The organism is Streptomyces sp. MAI_2237 (assembly GCF_054189285.1).
In genome coordinates, this window is record NZ_JAJPGQ010000009.1 from 564,321 (window position 1) to 579,861 (window position 15,541).

Consider the following 15,541-nt stretch of genomic DNA (forward strand, 5'->3'; position numbering starts at 1 on the left):
CGGGTGTCAGGACTTGATGGCCTTGAGCAGACCGAGCAGGCGGGCGGGGTCCATCTCGTTGTCACCGCGCAGGGCTTCGATGACGTCGCGGATGCGCTGCGGGGAGGGGCTCGCGCCGAGGAAGTCACGGGTGGCGGGCGGTCCCCACTGGGCCAGGCCGCTCGTCGACATGGGCGCCCAGCCGGGCTCGACGTCGCAGGAGAACAGGTCGCCGTCGGCGAAGTGCTCCAGCATGAAACGGTCCGGGTCGCGCCAGTAGTCGAAGAGCTGGCTGCCCTGGATGTGCCGACCGATGCCCCAACTGCGCTGGTAGCCGCGCTCCTTGAGGTATTCGCCTCCGGCGGCGATCGAGTCGAGGTCGGTGACCTGGTAGGCGGAGTGGACGTACCCGGTGCCGGGTCCCAGGTGCATGGCGAGGGTGTGGTGGTCGGCCGGGACGCTGCCGCGGTCGCAGCGGATGAACGCCATGGTCGGGCCGCGGTCGCGCTGCCCGTCGAGGAACAGGAAGTCGGAGACGATCATCCCCAGGGTGTCCAGGTACCAGTCGAGCGCCTTGCCGAACACCCGTGTCTCCAGGACCACATGCCCCAGGCGCTGGATGCGCGACGGTTCGCGGGGCGGACGTTGCGTGGCGTTCGTACGAGGGTGAGCGGTACCGAAGTTGAGCAGCAGCGGCTGCTGTTCGGGGAGCGCCGGCAGCTGCTCGCCGCAGTGCACCACACGCACCGGGACGCCCGAGGGGTCGAGCAGGTCGACGGCCCGGCCGCCGCCGGGCACGTCCGCCTCGCGCACGTGGGACCCGGTGGCGCGGGCCAGCCGGTCCAGGTCCGCACGGTCCGCGGCGCGGAACACGGGGCCGATGAAGCGGGAGGTCCGCCCGCGCCGGATCACCATGCAGGGGGAGCCGGCGAAGGTGCCCCGCAGCCACAGTCCCCGCTCCGTGCGGGCCGCCACACCGAAACCGAAGTCGCGGGCGAAGACCTCGGCCCGGTCCAGGTCGGGCTTCTCGAACTCCAGCCAGGCCAGATCGGCGACCTTGATCACCGGGTTCCGGGAGCGACCGGGGTGTTCGCCCCGCAGGGCTCCTTCCTCGCTGTGCAGGTCTTGGTGGGCCGTCCTGGCATCGGGCCCGTGGACGCGGGTTTCAGACATGGTGCCCTCCGAGCAACATCGCCGTAATGAGGAAATCATCAAGTTTGACAGTCCCCTCGTCAAGACGTCGGGCGAGACAAATGATGAATTCATCAGAGTTGCTGCCACCATCGTTCGCGCGGCTAGACTCGGCGCATGCCTACGTCAGCCCCGCCCGGCAACCGCTTCGAGCGGCGCCGCGCCGAGACCCGTCGCGCGCTCATCCGCGCGGCCCGGCAGATCCTCGCCGAGACCGGGGACACCGGCGTCAGCATCCAGGCGATCGCCGAGCGCGCCGACGTCGGCTTCGGCTCCTTCTACAACCACTTCGAGTCGAAGACCGAACTGTTCGAAGCAGCGGTGATCGATGCCCTGGAGGAGTTCGGCCAGAGCTTCGACGAACGCCTGACGGGGCTCGACGACCCGGCCGAACTCGTCGCGGCCGGCTTCCGGCTCAGCGCCCGCATGGCCGACACCCGACCGGAGCTGATGCAGGTCCTGCGCCGCCGCGGCCTCGGCTACATCCACTCCGACAACGGTCTGGCCCGCCGGGCGGTGCGTGACCTGGCAGTCGGCATGGCCTCCGGCCGCTTCACCGCCGTCGACCCGGCGGTCGCCCTGTCCGCACTGGGCGGCACCCTGCTGTCCCTGGTGGAGCTCAGATTCGCCCGCCCCGACCTGGACGGCGACGAAGCCGCGGTGAACCTGGCCGAGATGGTCCTGCTCATGCTCGGCGTACCGGCGGACGACGCCCACGAGGTCGCCCGGCGCCCCCTGCCCGGCGACCCTGCCTGACCGGCGTCCTCGCGCGTCGACGCGCCCGCCCCACGGCAGGCGGGCCATCGCGGCGATCCGCTCGGCCCGATAGCCCCTCGGTGACGGCGGGCCGAGCGTGCCCGGCATCTCGCCGTCATGCCCGGATGGTGACCGCAGTCGCTCCGGCGAGGGCCCTCGACGCCCTGCGCTGCCACGCCGAGGCCCACCTTTCGAAGCTCGTCGAAAGGATGGCCGACGCGCTGGGCCGCCTGGACAGTGGTGATCGCCTCGGACGCGGCGAGGTCTGCCGACACCGGCGGTGAAACGGTTCGCGTGCGCTCGTTCCACCGGAACGTCGGCGGCGGCCGCTGGGGGCCTCGCGCAGCCCTCCTCCGCGGCGTCACCCCAGCCACGCTCGGAGAAGGGACGGGTGAATGGACAGCATCTTCTCGGGTGAAGGGCGATCCATGGGCGCGTTCCTTCGCGAACGGTGGACCGAGATGTGCGACGGGCTCGACCTGCCGCGGTCCCTCAGCGGGCCCGTGACGAACCAGGTCCAGGGGCTTCTGCGGCCGTGGGCCGACCTGCCCGTCGGGCAGACGCCCCCGTTCCCCTCCTACGTCGCCGGCGACGGCTTCCCCGCCGAGATGTCGGTCAAGTGGTCCCGGGGGCGACCGGAACTGCGCGTGCTGTTCGAGGCCCTCGGCACCTCGCGGCCCGTCACCGCGGCCTCCAACCGGGCCGCCGCGGCGGCGCTGACGGACCGGTTGGCCGGGGAGCCGCTGGTCTGCCTGGACCGCTACGGGAAGGTGGCCGACATGTTCGCGCCGGGCGCGAGCCAGGAGACAGCCCCCGTCCCCGTCTGGCACTCCTTGGCCTGGAAACCGGGACACCCGCCCGCCTTCAAGATCTACTTCGGTCTGTACGGCAGGGAGGTGACGGATCGTCATGCGTTGGTGAGCGAGGCGATGGCCCGTCTCGCGATGGACGCCGCGTGGGCCGACACCTCGGCCCGGGTGACCCGAGCGGCACAGGAGGACGGGGTCGAGCGCGAACTGGAGTTCTTCGCCCTGGACTTGGACGTCAGCACACGGGCCCGGGCCAAGGTCTACTACCGCAACCACACCGGCAGCGTCGCCGTCCTGGAGCAGATGGCCTCCCTCGCCCGCGCCCATGACCCGGGCAGGGCCCGCTCGGCCTTCCGCGCCCTGCTCGGCACAGCTCCAAAGGCCGCCGGCGAGGCCCCGCTGACCTGCTTGGCGTACCGGCCGGACGCCGACCGCGCCGACGAGTCGACCACCTACTTCCGGGTGTCCAGCTTCACCACGTCCGACGAGGAAGCCGCGGACAGGATCGCCGCGCTGATGGCACACGAGGGCCTCGACCCACGACGTCACCACGCCTTGCTCCGCACCCTGGCACCGCGGCCCCTGGACCGGACCCGGGGCCTGCAGGAGCTGGTCAGCTACCGGTCGCTGGGTCACCACGGCGACGTATCCGTCTACTTCAGGTTTCCGGTCTACCCCTCACCCACCGTCGAGCCCGGCCCACCGACTCAGCCGGCCCGGCAGACCCTCCAGGAGGACGCCGCCCTATGACCACCATGCCCGCGCCCCTACGGGAAGTCGCCGACAGGAACGAGGAGCACGTCCGCGCCTACCGGTCCAGCGACCTGATCGTCCTGCTGGAGGACCCCACGACACCGACGGCCACCAGGGATGCCGTACTGACCCACGTGGCACCCTGGTCGGACGCGTTCCAGCGGATGATCAGTGTGCGGTCCGCGTTCGAGACCGACCCCCGGCTCAAGGAACTCGCCCTCCAGCACCGGCAGGAGGAGCTCGGCCACAACGACATCCTGGCGGACAGCCACCGCACCGGCCGGGCACCCGGCTGGGACCCCGTCGTCGAAGCCGGAGCCGCCTGGTTCGTCGACCAGTTCCGCACCCTGCCCGGACTGCACCGTGTCGTCCTGGCCCACCTCGTGCTGGAGGCTGGCAGTCTCACCTTCAGCACCGCCGGCTCCCTGGCATTCCCCGGCAACGCCTACTTCGCCCTGCACGACGAAGCGGACGAGGAACACATCGAGATGGGCTACCGGCTGCTCGCCGAGCGCCCGGAGTGGCAGCTCGGCGACGTCACCGAACTCCTCGACCGCGCCTGGCAGATCATCACCATGGTCTCCGACCGGATCGCCGAACTCGCCCGCCGCGACGGTGCCGTACCGGCATGAGCACCCTGCCCCGACAGAGCCTCGACGCCGACTCCGCCACCCGGATCGCCGAGGACTGCGCGCGGCTGTTCCAACAGGCCCTCACCGACCGGCTGATCGCGGCCTACGCCCTGGGGAGCCTCGCGCACGGAGGGTTCGCGCCCGCCGTCAGTGACATCGACCTCGCGCTGACCCTCACGGACCGCCGGCACGACGACGACCTGACCATCGAGCGTGCGACCCGCGAACTCCAGGAGCGGGACGGCTCCTACGGACGCCTGTCGGTGTTCTGGAGCTCCTTGCCCGCTCTGCGTACGAACCGCGACGACGGCAGGTTCCCGGCCGTGGACCGGCTCGACCTCAAGAACAGCGGCAAGCTGCTCCTGGGCGAGGAGATACGCCAGGACGTCGAACAGCCGGGCGCCGACACGCTGGTGACCGACAGCGTCCGGTTCGCGCTGCGGATGCTCGCCTCGGACGCCGTCCTGGCCGAGTTCCACCGTCCCGCCCGCCTGGCGCGCGACCTCAGACGGTTCACCAAGGCGGTCCTGCTCCCCCTCAGGTTCCTCTACACCGCCGCGACCGTGGACTGCGGATCCACCGACGACGCCATCCGCCACCACCTCGCCCACCCCTCGCCGGTGGCCGGGGAACTCGTCCGGGCCGCGACGCACGCCCGCCAGGGACATCCGGCCCCGGCCGAGCGGCTCACCGAACTCCTCCACGCCCAACTCGTACCGCTGTACCTGTACTACATCGACAGCACCCTGCTCAGGCTTACTCCCGGCGACGCCGAGCTGTCCCACGGCCTCGCCCACTGGCGGACACGCCTCCTGGACCGGTGAACCGCCCGGTACGCAGGGCACGGCACCTCGGAATACGGTGCCGCTCGGCCGCGGCGGCGGGGTGCTTCCGGCGCCCTTCATGGACCCCGTGGCAACCTGACCGGCCGAGCCCTACGTATTGTAGGGCCCCCATCGGCCGCGTCGGCCCGTCAACTCTTCGGGGGTACTCATGCAGGGCACGGACACTCAGGAGGCCCGCCGCAGTGTCGCGCCCACGGTGGCGGTGCTGGTCGTGAGCCTGCTGATCACGATGGAGGGCGTCTACGAGCTGTCCGGCTTCGGCCTGCACAGCCTCGACCGGCGTCCGCACCTGTTCAGCGACGGACTGGCAACGGGCGGGGTGATAATCGCGGCGGTGGTGGCGGGAGCCGCGATCGGCAACCTGGCGTGGATCCTGGCGGCACGGTGGCGAGTGGAACGGGCGCAGCGGTGACGTCACGCTCCCCGTATTCACACCGTTTCCCGCACTCGGGCCGGACTTCCTCCTTACCTGCGCCGATATCCTACGGAGTGTAGGGTCTGCTCCGCCGTCCCCCCCAGCCGCCTTCAAGGTAGTCGCTCACCATGGCCTCACAACAGTCCGCTCTGATATCCCCCCGCCAGGCCGCCGCACAGCGTCCCCACGGCACCGAGCCGAGCCGCCTGCGCCGGCGGGCCGCGGACGCCACCGTCTGGTACCTGCGGCTGATCGCCGTACTGAACATCGTGGCGGTGATGTCGCTCCCGTTCCGGCAAGAGGTCTACGAGCACAACAACGGCCGGATCACGCTCCACCTGCACCGGCAACACGCCCACCACTCCGGCCAGTTCTTCACGCCGTACCTGGCCACCGCGGGTCTGATCTCGGCGGCCCTGGCGATCTTCTTCGTGCTGGTGATGCGCCGCCGCAAGCGGGCGGCCTGGGTGGTCAACCTCGCCCTGTCCGCTCCCCTGTTCGTCCTGTACGTCCTCGCGCTCACCCAGCACGAGTACCGCGCCCACGCCTTCAACTGGCTCTCCGCCGCCCTCACCGGTCTGTTCGTCGCCGCGCTGCTGATCAGCCGCCGTGAGTTCAACGCCGTGGGCGACCCGTCCAACCCGAAGCTGGCGCTGGGCGTCGGCGCGGGCGGCCTGGTGGTGACCGGCGTCCTGGGCACCCTCCTCGTACACGCGACGAACACGATCCCCGGCGCCACCCTCGCCGACGAGATCGGCTACACCCTGCTGCGCGGCGTCAGCGTCGGCCCGCTCGCCGACCGCGTCTCCACCGTCCACGCCCCCCGCTGGACGGACATCATCATCAACATCCTCCTCGCGGCGGCCTTCTGCCTGGTCCTGTACGCGCTCTTCCGTTCCCCGCGTGGCCGCCGCCTGCTCGGCCACGAGGACGAGGAACGGCTGCGCGCGCTGCTGGACAAGCACGGCGCCCGCGACTCGCTGGGCTACTTCGCCCTGCGCCGCGACAAGGCGGCGATCTTCTCCCCGACCGGCAAGGCGGCGGTCACCTACCGCGTCGTGGGCGGCGTCAGCCTGGCCTCCGGCGATCCGATCGGTGACCCGGAGGCCTGGCCCGGAGCGATCGACGCCTGGCTGACGGAGGCGCGCCGGCATGCCTGGACGCCCGCGGTGATGGGCGCGAGCGAGGAGGCGGGCACCATCTACGGCCGCCACGGTCTGGACGCCCTGGAACTCGGCGACGAGGCCATCGTCGACATCGCCGACTTCACCCTGGAAGGGCGCGCGATGCGGGTCGTGCGCCAGGCCCACAACCGGGTCCGCCGGGCCGGTTACACGGTCCGCATCCGCCGCCACGAGGACATTCCGCCCGAGGAGATGGCGCTGCTCATCGACCGCGCCGACCACTGGCGCGACGGCTCCACCGAACGCGGATTCTCCATGGCCCTCGGCCGCCTCGGCGACCCCTCCGACGGCCGGTGCGTGATGCTGGAGTGCCGCGACGCCGACGACGTCCCCCGGGCCCTGCTGAGCTTCGTCCCCTGGGGCGAGCACGGCCTGTCCCTGGACCTGATGCGCCGCGACCGCGACTGCGAGAACGGGCTGATGGAGTTCATGGTCGTCGAACTCCTGCTGCGCGCGGCCGAACTGGACATCCGCCGCGTCTCCCTGAACTTCGCGATGTTCCGCTCGGTCTTCGAACGCGGCTCCCGACTCGGCGCGGGTCCGGTCCTGCGTCTGTGGCACGCCACCCTGACGTTCTTCTCCCGCTGGTGGCAGATCGAGTCCCTGTACCGCGCGAACGCCAAGTACCGCCCGATATGGGAACCCCGTTACCTGCTCTTCGCCAGGAGCAGTGACATCCCCCGCATCGGACTGGCGAGCGCCCGCGCGGAGGGGTTCCTGACCCTTCCCGGCAAGAACTGACCCGAGGGCCGGACTGACGGAGAGCGCGGGGGTTCCGCCCAGCGGACCCCCCGCGGTCACCCGGGAGGCCGGGAGGCCGGGACGAGATCGTGCCGGGAACGAGCGACGCGTCCCTCCGGCTCGGATCACCTGTGCCGCAATGTCCCGAAAGTCGGCTATGGCCTTTGGGCGACGTGTGACATAGGATTCCGAACACCTCTGCCGGGATCGCGACTTTCAGGCCGCGATCTTACGTATGCCCTGGTGAGACCGCGGAGGTGCGGTATGAGGCGTTCACCCTTGCTGGACAACTTCAACTCCGCCTGGCGCCTGCGGGCGCTGTGCGTCGGTGAGGACCCGGAGCTGTTCTTCCCGCTGGCGGAGACGGAGCGCGCGACAGCGCGTGCTCGCGCGGTGTGCCGACGATGCCCGGTCCTGCTCGACTGCCGTGACTGGGCCATCAGCCACGGCGAGACGGACGGCGTCTGGGGCGACACCACCGCGAGCCAGCGCAGAGCGATCCGCAGCGCCGCCCTCGGCAGGTGACCACCGGCGATCGTCACGCTCGGCCCTGGCGCGCCCGCTTCGTGGCGACAGGCGCAGGCGCGCCCGGCCCACTGGGCGAGCGGCGTGGCATATGAGTGAGCCCGAGCAAGCGCGGCCCGGCCGACTACCCGCCCTCGCGGCGCTCGCCGATCACAGGAAGCGTCGGATCGGAGTGACCGCCGCCTCCTTGGCGCGCTGCAGCACGGCCCGTCGTCTCCAGCGACGGAGGTCGATGTCCACGCTGTTCTTCAGGTCCGCCTCGTAGTCGCGGTCGAGGCTCGCGGTGAAGTCCTCGTCGAGGACGGCGAGCATGACCTCCTCGTCGTGGTCCATGGAGCGGCGATTGAAGTTGGTGGAACCGATCAGGGCCGCCACCGAGTCCACGGTGATGATCTTGGCGTGCATCATGGTCGGCTGATACTGCCGGATGCGGACGCCGGCCTCCAGCAGGCGCTCGTAGTGGTGCTGGCCCGCGAGCTGGCAGGCACGCTGATCGGTGTGCGGCCCGGGGAGGAGGATCTCCACCTCCACACCGCGCCGGGCGGTCTGGCACAGCAGGTCGATGAAGTACGTGTCGGGGGCGAAGTAGGCGGTCGTCAGCCGGAAGCGTTCCTCGGCGGAGGTCAGCATGACGCGGATGAGGGTCTGCATGTCCTGCCAGCCGATGCTGGCCGATCCGCGCACGACCTGGACCACGGACGAGCCGGGCTGCTGGTGTTCGGTGAAGCGGTCGCGGTCGTCGAAGAGTTCGTCGTGGCACTCGGCCCAGTTCTGCGCGAACGCGGCCGCCACGCCGTCGACCGCCGGACCGCGCACCTGCACATGGGTGTCCCGCCATTCGCCAGGACCCCGTGCATCGCCGCACCACTCCTCCGCGATACCGACGCCGCCGGTGAACGCGGTGGTCTCGTCCACGATGAGAGCCTTGCGGTGGCAGCGATGGTTCTGTTTAAAGGGTGACAGCCACACGGGTCTGCGGAACCAGGCCACCTGCACGCCCGCGTCGTCCATCTCCTCCAGCAACCGCTGCTCGATCTTCTGGGCCCCGAAGCCGTCCAGCAGCAACCGGACCCGCACTCCCGCGCGTGCCCGGTCGGCGAGGGCGCGCGCGAAGTCATGGGCGATCTGCCCGCGCCAGTACACGAACGTCATCATGTCGATCGTGTGGCGGGCCGAACGGATCGCCCCGAGCATGGCGGGGAAGATCTGGTCGCCGTTGCGCAGCGGGACGAGTTCGTTGCCTTCGGTCGCGGCCACGCCGATGAGCCGCTCCAGGCGACGGCGCAGGCGGCGCTTGCGCGCATCGAGTACACCGCCAGTAGTGGGGGCAGGGGCAGAAGAAGCTGCCGGTATGCCGTCGAGAATCACGTCTGTCTCCCGTTGACCTTCAGGGGCGGTTCGGTGCGGGCTGACGAGCCAGCCCGAAAAGCCACGTGCCCGGCGAATACGGCGGCACTCCCGAAGCCCGCCGCATTCGTGTCCGCCCCGCCCGGCCTCCCGGGCACTCCCATGAGGAATCGCCTTCTCCTGCCATACCGCCTTTGTCCGGGGCCGGCGCCGTCAACTCACGTCTCACCGGGACGACTTGCCTGCGCCGTCCGTGCACTCCCCCGCCGCCTGCACCGACCCCCCGCCGACCGACTCCATCGCGGCGCGTCTGTACCGAGGTTCTGCGGGCATACGGCGGTGAGCCGGAGGACACGCCTCGGGCCGGCCATGGCCGCGACACGTCGATCAGGGAGTACGGATGCCGACCGCCGTATCGGGAAGACCAGCCGAGTTGCCCGGTGAGAGACCCGCGGGAGGTCGCACCGCCGCCGGCGACGGCCGCACCGCACCGCGCGGAGTCGGCTGGTCCGTTCGCTGGATCGCGGCGCTGACCATCTGCCAGGCGGCGTTGATGGTGGGCATCGGTCTGCTGATCACCGGCCCAGCCCGGCACCTGTGGCCCCTGACGGTCGAGGACAGGGTCAACACCGGCTTCGAGGGGATACGGACGCACTCCCTGACCACCCTGTCGTGGTTCGCCTCCGAAGCCGGCAACACCGGGACGGTGATCGCCGTCACGCTGGTCGGTTGCCTGGGTCTGCTCTGGATACCGAGGCTGCCGATGTGGCGGCAGGCCGCCTTCCTCGCGCTCGCGGTGTCGTTGCAGTCACTGGTCTTCCTGGTCATCACCGTGGCCGTGGACCGGCACCGGCCCGAGGTGCACCGACTCGACGGCTCGCTGCCCACCTCCAGCTACACCTCCGGCCACACCGGCGCGGCCACGGCCGTCTACGGCGGCCTCGCGGTGCTCGCGCTGTCCCGGATGCGCAGCCCGTGGCGGCGCGTCGTGGCCGGCGTACTGTTCCTCATCCCCGTCGTGGTGGGCCTCGCCCGGCTCTACCGGGGCATGCACCACCCCACCGACGTCATGGGCGGGCTCGTCAACGGCGGTCTGGCGCTGTGGATCGTGGGGCGCGCCGTGCTCACGGACGGTTTCGTGACCGCTCCGCCGGCTTCCCGGTCCACAAGGACGGCCGGGGTCGCGACGGAAGGCGGTGTCCAACAGCGCACCGGACACGCCGCGGTGGTCCTCAACCCCACGGTCACCGATCAGGCCGACCGCGACGCTCTTCGGCAGGTCCTCGAGGAACACGGTTACAGCGCAACGAGGTTCATCGAGACGACCGCCGACGACCCGGGCGGCGGCCAGAGCACCGCGGCGGTGCGCGACGGCGCGAGCCTCGTGGTGGTCTGCGGCGGGGACGGCACCCTGCGGGCCGCGGCCAGCGCCCTCGCGGGCAGCACGGTCCCGCTCGCCCTCGTGCCCTGCGGGACCGGCAACCTCCTGGCCCGCAATCTGGGCCTGCCGCTGTCGCCCGTGGACGCCCTCGACGCCGCCCTGCGCGGCAGCGTGCACCGCGTCGACCTCGGCCGCGTCGAGGGCGACGGCCTGCCCACCACCCACTTCGCCGCCATGTGCGGCGCCGGACTGGACGCGGCGATGCTGCAACGCGCCAACGCCGACGACCGGACGAAGGCCAGCCTGGGCTGGCTCGCCTACGTCCTGGCACTCCCCCGGGTCTGGTCGCGCACCCCGCGGATGAGCGTGAACGTGAGCCTCGACGGAGCCCCGGCTCATCGACGCACCGCCCGCATGGTGCTGATCGGCAACGTCGGCGCGGTGCAGGGCGGCATGAGGCTGCTGCCGGACGCCCGTCCCGACGACGGGCGGCTTGATCTGCTCATCCTCGATCCGCGCGGTCTCGGAGGGTGGATCAGCGCCCTGTGGACGCTGCTGCGCGGCACGGCCACGCCCGGGTCGGCCGCCGACGCACCCGCTGTCCAGGCCGACGGCGCCCCGGTGGCGTTCTTCACCTTCCGGCACGCCGAGTTCACCTTCGAGCGCGACCAGCCCCGCGAACTGGACGGCGATCCCACCGCCCCCGGCCGCCGCCTGACGGTGGAGGCGAGCCCCGGTGCGTTGAAGATGCTGCTGCCCGCACGGGGGAAGTGATGGGTACTGCCACACGGGTCCCCGAGACACGGGACATGAGCGGAGAGGAGCTGTCCGCCGACGAGGCCCTGGGCCACGCTGCGTCGCTACGGCGGCTGGTCGCTGCTGCGCGACGCCTTCGTCCGCTTCCGCTACGCCGACGGCTTCAGCCACGCCCGGGCCCTCGCCCTGCAGACGGTCCTGGCGGTCATCCCGCTGGCCATCGCCTTCGTCGGCCTGTCCGCCAGCCTGCACACCGAGAACGTCGGCAGGCTGGCGGAACTGACGATCCACCGGATCGCCCAGGGCCCCAGCGCGCAGGTCGTCGACGACGCACTCGACCGCAGCCGCCACAAGTCCGGTTCCGGCGCCGAGGTCGCCCTCTGGTTCGGCGCCGTGTTCTCCCTGATGAACGTCACCACGGCCATGTGCCAGATCGAGCGGGGCGCGAACCGCATCTACGGCAACGAACGCGACCGCCCCTTCCACCTCAAGTACCTGCGCGGCCTGGTGATGTCCCTCAGCGCCGGGCTGCCCCTGGGCCTCGGGTTCATCGCCATGATCGCCGGCGGCGACATCGCCTCGGCGGCCGTGACCGTCTACCACCTGGAGGACAGCACGCTGCGCGCCTGGACCATCCTGCGCTGGCCCTTCGGACTGCTGCTCGCCCTCATCTCGGCGAGCGCCGTCTTCCGCCGTTCGCCGCGGCGCAAGCAACCCGGGTACACCTGGCTGGCCTTCGGAGCCGCCGTGTACCTCGTCCTGTGGATGACCCTGACCTGGCTGCTGAGCCTCTACCTGAACATCAGCGGCTCCTTCGACACCATCTACGGTCCCCTCAGCGCCTTCATGTCGCTGCTGCTGTGGGCCTACCTCACGTCCATCGCGCTGCTGCTCGGCCTGTCCTTCGCAGCACAACTGGAAGCGGTACGCGGCCTCCGTCCCGGGCCGATCCAGGAAGATCCGGGAGTCTGACATGGGCACCAACTCCACCCTGCGTCCATCAACTCGACAGCCTCGCCAGGCCGACCGCAGGTTCGGTGCGCGACTGCTCGTCTCCGCGGGCATCGCCGCCGTCAGCGCGGTCCTGTTCGGACTGCTGCTGATCCTGGTCGAGGACCGGTGGCTGCCGCTGCAACGGCTGGACACCGGCGCAGCGCGACGGCTGCACGCGCAGGTGATCGGCCATCCGGCATGGAGGAGCGTGCTGCACCTGCTGTCCGACTGGGTCTGGGACCCGGTGACGCTGCGCCTGGCCGTCGCCGTACTGACCGTGTGGCTGCTGTACCGCCGGGCCTGGCGCCTGGCGGCCTGGGCGGCGGTGACCGCCGTCGCGGGCGGCCTGATCGGCCTGCTGGTCAAGACGGTGGTGGAGCGGGCGCGGCCCGCACTGCAGGACCCGGTGGCCCATGCGCCCGGGTACTCCTTTCCCTCCGGCCACGCCATGACCGCCACCACGTCCTTCGGCATCTTCCTGCTGGTGCTGCTGCCGCTGATACCGCGGGCCTGGCGGGTCGTGTGCTGGTGCGTCGCGGTGTTCTCGGTGGTCGGCGTCGGTTTCACCAGGGTCGCCCTCGGTGTGCACTGGTGCAGCGACGTTCTGGGCGGCTGGCTCCTCGGCCTCGCCGTGGTCGCGGTGACCGCCTGGGCGTTCGAGGCTTGGCGTTCGGACGTGGGCCGGGACCGCACAGCGGTCACCGAGGGCCTGGAACCGGAGATCACCCGGGAAGAACCCGAGCCCCGGTAGGCGCCCGCCGACCGGGACCGTCAGACGCTCTCGGGAGCGGCCTGCGGCAGCGCCTCGGGCGCCCGGCGGGTCAGGGGCAGCAATGCCGCCGAGACCAGCAGGGTCAGGATGCCGAGGAGCAGGACGGCCGAGGCCAGGGTGCCCAGGGTGCTCCTGGCGGCGAGCAGGGCCAGCGGGCAGGCGAACTCGCCGAGGAAGAAGGCCGACGTCCACAGGCCGGTGCCCCGCCCGCGGTCGGCGTACGCGAGCCGGGACAGCGCCACGGTCAGCAGGGACGGCAGCAGCATCCCGGTGCCGACGCAGTTGACGACGGCCCCGGCGATGAGCAGGGGAAGACGGTCGGTGGCGCCCATCAGGACGAAGCCCGCGGCGCACACGGCGAGCACGGCGGGAAGGCGGCGGCGCGCCCGGTCGGCGAGCCGGGTGAACAGCACCGAGCCGAGGACGGTGGCCGCGCTGGCGAGCGCCGTGGCGGCGCCCACCACGCCGGTGGAGTGCACGCCGAGGTCGTCCATGAGGTAGGACATCTCCACGGGCACGGTGTAGAAGACGGCCGCGCCGAAGACGGTCAGCAGGCAGATGCCGGCCATGCGCCGCAGCGGGAAGGGACGCCGGTCCGCCGCCGTCGGCTCACCGGCCGGGAGCGCGGCCGGCTCCGGGGTGGGCAGCGCGCGGGCCATGGCCGGGGCGAGCAGCAGTCCTACGAGGTAGAGCCAGAAGGGTGCCCGCCAGCCCGCCGAGCCCAGCGCGCCGCCGAGCACGAAGAAGAGGGTCGCGGACGCCGACGCGCACATGGTCTGCAGCGCGAGGTACCGGTCACGGGTGCGTCCCGTGTAGTAGTCGCCGATCAGCGTGGTGCAGCAGGTCATGATGGCCGCTTCGGCGATGCCGACGAGGACGCGGCTGGCGACGATGCCGTACAGCGACGACAGCCACAGCGGCGCGGTGCCGAACAGGGTGTACAGGACGGTGGCGGTGACCAGCAGGCGCTTGCGTCCGAGCCGGTCGACGAGGGCGCCGGCGAACGGCGCGAGGACGGCCAGCGAGAGGGCCGGGACGGTGAGGACGAGCGGGACGAGGGCGGCGTTGCCGGGGACGTCCCCGAAGTGGTCCTGCATGCGCGGAAGCACCGGGGCGATCAGGACGGCACCCAGGATCGGCAGGCAGCTGCCGGCCATCAGCAGCACGGCCGGCAGCTTGCCCCCGACGGCCGGGGCCTCCGTGTGTTCGTGAGCGGGCAGGGCGGCGGAAGCGGGCATGGCGGCACTCCGGAACGTGGGCGGGGAGGTTCACCGCGCGGCGGACGAGCGGACGTGTGGACGGCGCCCGGTGCCGGCCTGCGGGCGGCACGGCGGTGTGCCACGACTATGCGTTCCGGGCCCCGGCCTGCCCAGTCCCCCGGTCATCCAAGTTCGCGATGCGGCTGATCCGTCCCGTGGATGGCGACGTCACGCCATCACCCGACCACGCCCGCGAGCGACCCTTCCGGCTCAGCTCTCGGACTGCACCCGCGCCCCCACCCGCGCGGCCGTCTCGCGCAGCCAGATGTGGGCGGCGTCGTGCGTGTGCACCGGATGCCACCACAGCGCCTCCCGCAGCGGTACGGCCTCGTACGGCGGCTCCACCACGCGCACGTCGGCGATGGGTTCCAGCAGCCGGGCCAGGCGCGACTGCACGAGGGCGACCCGCCGGGTGCCGGCCACCAGCAGCGGCAGCAGCTGGAAGCTGTCGACGGAGACCTCGACGCGTGGTTCGACGCCCAGCATGCCGAGCTGGCGCACCGCGGGGGCGTCGTAGGTCCTCTGGTACGTCACCCAGGGCAGCCGTTCCAGGTCCTTGCGGGTGAGGCGGTCGTCGACGCTCGGGTGGTCGCGCGCCACCAGGAAGACCCAGCGGTCGTCGAAGAGATCGGTGGCGGGGAAGTCGCTGATGACGCCGTGCGGCATGAGCAGCCCGTCGCTCGCGCTCAGCAGGGTGGCGGTGTCGTCCACGACGGTCGTCGGCGTGTGGGTGAAGCGCAGCCGGATGCCGGGAGCCTCCTCGTGCACCACGCGGGCCAGTTCGGTGCCGAACACGGCCACGGCGTAGTCCGACGCCAGCAGCTTGAACTCGCGGTTCTCCTTTGCGGGATCGAAGTCGGCCTGGCTGGCGAAGAGCCGTTCCAGCACGTCGTAGGCAGTGGCGGTGCGGTCCAGGAGCATCTGGCCCAGTGCGGTGAGCTCGTAGTGGCCGCCGACGCGGGCGAGCAGGTCGTCGTCGAAGTGCCTGCGCAGCCGGGCGAGGGCGGCGCTCATCGCGGGCTGGCTGAGGCCGACGCGCTGTCCCGCACGGGTGACGTTGCGCTCCTCCAGCAGGGCCCGCAGGGCGACGACGAGGTTGAGATCGAGTCGGGCCAGGTTCATGCGCTTCCCTCGGCAGTGCGGCGCCGATCGGGGACTATCCACGTGACGGATCGGGGTGATCCACACAATCTATTTCCCTGA

At 71.4% G+C, this 15,541-nt stretch carries 14 protein-coding genes and 1 pseudogene; 11 read left to right on the forward strand and 4 right to left on the reverse strand.

Annotated features, from left to right (window positions below; genetic code table 11):
• Nucleotides 1–6 precede the first annotated feature (6 nt).
• Nucleotides 7–1,152, reverse strand: a complete 1,146-nt coding sequence (locus LN251_RS37960; RefSeq protein WP_458248702.1) for a VOC family protein — start codon at nucleotides 1,150–1,152, stop codon at nucleotides 7–9.
• Between the two features lie 135 nt (nucleotides 1,153–1,287).
• Between LN251_RS37960 and LN251_RS37965 the strand changes: the two genes are divergently transcribed.
• From LN251_RS37965 to LN251_RS38000, 8 genes are all read left to right on the forward strand, one after another.
• Nucleotides 1,288–1,926 carry a TetR/AcrR family transcriptional regulator gene (locus LN251_RS37965; RefSeq protein WP_458248703.1) on the forward strand — a complete coding sequence of 213 codons (639 nt, stop codon included), beginning with the start codon at nucleotides 1,288–1,290 and terminating at the stop codon, nucleotides 1,924–1,926.
• 125 nt (nucleotides 1,927–2,051) lie between these two features.
• Nucleotides 2,052–2,210, forward strand: coding sequence for a hypothetical protein (locus LN251_RS37970; RefSeq protein WP_458248704.1), 159 nt, complete (start codon nucleotides 2,052–2,054; stop codon nucleotides 2,208–2,210).
• Nucleotides 2,211–2,354: 144 nt separating this feature from the next.
• The gene (locus LN251_RS37975) at nucleotides 2,355–3,485 is read left to right on the forward strand and encodes a tryptophan dimethylallyltransferase family protein (protein WP_458248705.1); all 1,131 of its coding nucleotides are present in this window, start codon (nucleotides 2,355–2,357) and stop codon (nucleotides 3,483–3,485) included.
• A complete protein-coding gene (locus LN251_RS37980) occupies nucleotides 3,482–4,120 on the forward strand; it encodes a hypothetical protein (protein WP_458248706.1) in 639 nt (212 codons plus the stop codon). The genes LN251_RS37975 and LN251_RS37980 overlap by 4 nt, the downstream gene beginning before the upstream one ends.
• Nucleotides 4,117–4,944 (forward strand): hypothetical protein, encoded by an 828-nt coding sequence (locus tag LN251_RS37985; protein WP_458248707.1) that lies wholly within the window; start codon nucleotides 4,117–4,119, stop codon nucleotides 4,942–4,944. Before LN251_RS37980 ends, LN251_RS37985 begins: the two co-directional genes overlap by 4 nt.
• A 169-nt stretch (nucleotides 4,945–5,113) precedes the next feature.
• Nucleotides 5,114–5,377 (forward strand): hypothetical protein, encoded by a 264-nt coding sequence (locus LN251_RS37990; RefSeq protein ID WP_458248708.1) that lies wholly within the window; start codon nucleotides 5,114–5,116, stop codon nucleotides 5,375–5,377.
• A gap of 131 nt (nucleotides 5,378–5,508) precedes the next feature.
• Complete coding sequence (locus LN251_RS37995) at nucleotides 5,509–7,305, forward strand: phosphatidylglycerol lysyltransferase domain-containing protein (RefSeq protein ID WP_458248709.1); 1,797 nt, start codon at nucleotides 5,509–5,511, stop codon at nucleotides 7,303–7,305.
• Nucleotides 7,306–7,569: 264 nt separating this feature from the next.
• Complete coding sequence (locus LN251_RS38000) at nucleotides 7,570–7,830, forward strand: WhiB family transcriptional regulator (protein ID WP_458248710.1); 261 nt, start codon at nucleotides 7,570–7,572, stop codon at nucleotides 7,828–7,830.
• A gap of 150 nt (nucleotides 7,831–7,980) precedes the next feature.
• Here the strand turns inward: LN251_RS38000 and LN251_RS38005 are convergent, their stop codons facing one another.
• Nucleotides 7,981–9,198, reverse strand: a complete 1,218-nt coding sequence (locus tag LN251_RS38005) for a phospholipase D-like domain-containing protein (protein ID WP_458248711.1) — start codon at nucleotides 9,196–9,198, stop codon at nucleotides 7,981–7,983.
• 379 nt (nucleotides 9,199–9,577) lie between these two features.
• Here LN251_RS38005 and LN251_RS38010 point away from each other — a divergent pair, with 379 nt between their 5' ends.
• The 3 genes and pseudogenes from LN251_RS38010 (at nucleotide 9,578) to LN251_RS38020 (ending at nucleotide 13,058) form a co-directional block, all read left to right on the forward strand.
• Nucleotides 9,578–11,332, forward strand: a complete 1,755-nt coding sequence (locus LN251_RS38010; RefSeq protein WP_458248712.1) for a diacylglycerol kinase family protein — start codon at nucleotides 9,578–9,580, stop codon at nucleotides 11,330–11,332.
• Nucleotides 11,332–12,286 (forward strand): annotated as a pseudogene (locus tag LN251_RS38015) (YihY/virulence factor BrkB family protein). Before LN251_RS38010 ends, LN251_RS38015 begins: the two are co-directional and overlap by 1 nt.
• 1 nt (nucleotide 12,287) lies before the next feature.
• Entirely contained in the window at nucleotides 12,288–13,058 is a 771-nt protein-coding gene (locus LN251_RS38020; RefSeq protein WP_458248713.1) for a phosphatase PAP2 family protein, read from the forward strand.
• Nucleotides 13,059–13,078: 20 nt separating this feature from the next.
• On the opposite strand, the gene LN251_RS38025 is transcribed toward LN251_RS38020, so the two are convergent.
• Together LN251_RS38025 and LN251_RS38030 are read right to left on the reverse strand one after the other, a co-directional pair.
• Nucleotides 13,079–14,317 (reverse strand): MFS transporter, encoded by a 1,239-nt coding sequence (locus LN251_RS38025; protein ID WP_458248714.1) that lies wholly within the window; start codon nucleotides 14,315–14,317, stop codon nucleotides 13,079–13,081.
• Nucleotides 14,318–14,548: 231 nt separating this feature from the next.
• Nucleotides 14,549–15,460 carry a LysR family transcriptional regulator gene (locus tag LN251_RS38030; RefSeq protein WP_058921062.1) on the reverse strand — a complete coding sequence of 304 codons (912 nt, stop codon included), beginning with the start codon at nucleotides 15,458–15,460 and terminating at the stop codon, nucleotides 14,549–14,551.
• Nucleotides 15,461–15,541 lie beyond the last annotated feature (81 nt).

Bases quoted from the DNA above. Each gene is read 5' to 3' on its own strand.
- LN251_RS37985 (WP_458248707.1), top strand. From the start codon at position 4,117: ATGAGCACCCTGCCCCGACAGAGCCTCGACGCCGACTCCGCCACCCGG.
- LN251_RS37980 (WP_458248706.1), top strand. From the start codon at position 3,482: ATGACCACCATGCCCGCGCCCCTACGGGAAGTCGCCGACAGGAACGAG.
- LN251_RS37975 (WP_458248705.1), top strand. From the start codon at position 2,355: ATGGGCGCGTTCCTTCGCGAACGGTGGACCGAGATGTGCGACGGGCTC.
- LN251_RS38010 (WP_458248712.1), top strand. From the start codon at position 9,578: ATGCCGACCGCCGTATCGGGAAGACCAGCCGAGTTGCCCGGTGAGAGA.
- LN251_RS37970 (WP_458248704.1), top strand. From the start codon at position 2,052: ATGGTGACCGCAGTCGCTCCGGCGAGGGCCCTCGACGCCCTGCGCTGC.
- LN251_RS38020 (WP_458248713.1), top strand. From the start codon at position 12,288: ATGGGCACCAACTCCACCCTGCGTCCATCAACTCGACAGCCTCGCCAG.
- LN251_RS37960 (WP_458248702.1), bottom strand. From the start codon at position 1,152: ATGTCTGAAACCCGCGTCCACGGGCCCGATGCCAGGACGGCCCACCAA.
- LN251_RS37995 (WP_458248709.1), top strand. From the start codon at position 5,509: ATGGCCTCACAACAGTCCGCTCTGATATCCCCCCGCCAGGCCGCCGCA.
- LN251_RS38000 (WP_458248710.1), top strand. From the start codon at position 7,570: ATGAGGCGTTCACCCTTGCTGGACAACTTCAACTCCGCCTGGCGCCTG.
- LN251_RS37965 (WP_458248703.1), top strand. From the start codon at position 1,288: ATGCCTACGTCAGCCCCGCCCGGCAACCGCTTCGAGCGGCGCCGCGCC.
- LN251_RS38025 (WP_458248714.1), bottom strand. From the start codon at position 14,317: ATGCCCGCTTCCGCCGCCCTGCCCGCTCACGAACACACGGAGGCCCCG.
- LN251_RS37990 (WP_458248708.1), top strand. From the start codon at position 5,114: ATGCAGGGCACGGACACTCAGGAGGCCCGCCGCAGTGTCGCGCCCACG.
- LN251_RS38030 (WP_058921062.1), bottom strand. From the start codon at position 15,460: ATGAACCTGGCCCGACTCGATCTCAACCTCGTCGTCGCCCTGCGGGCC.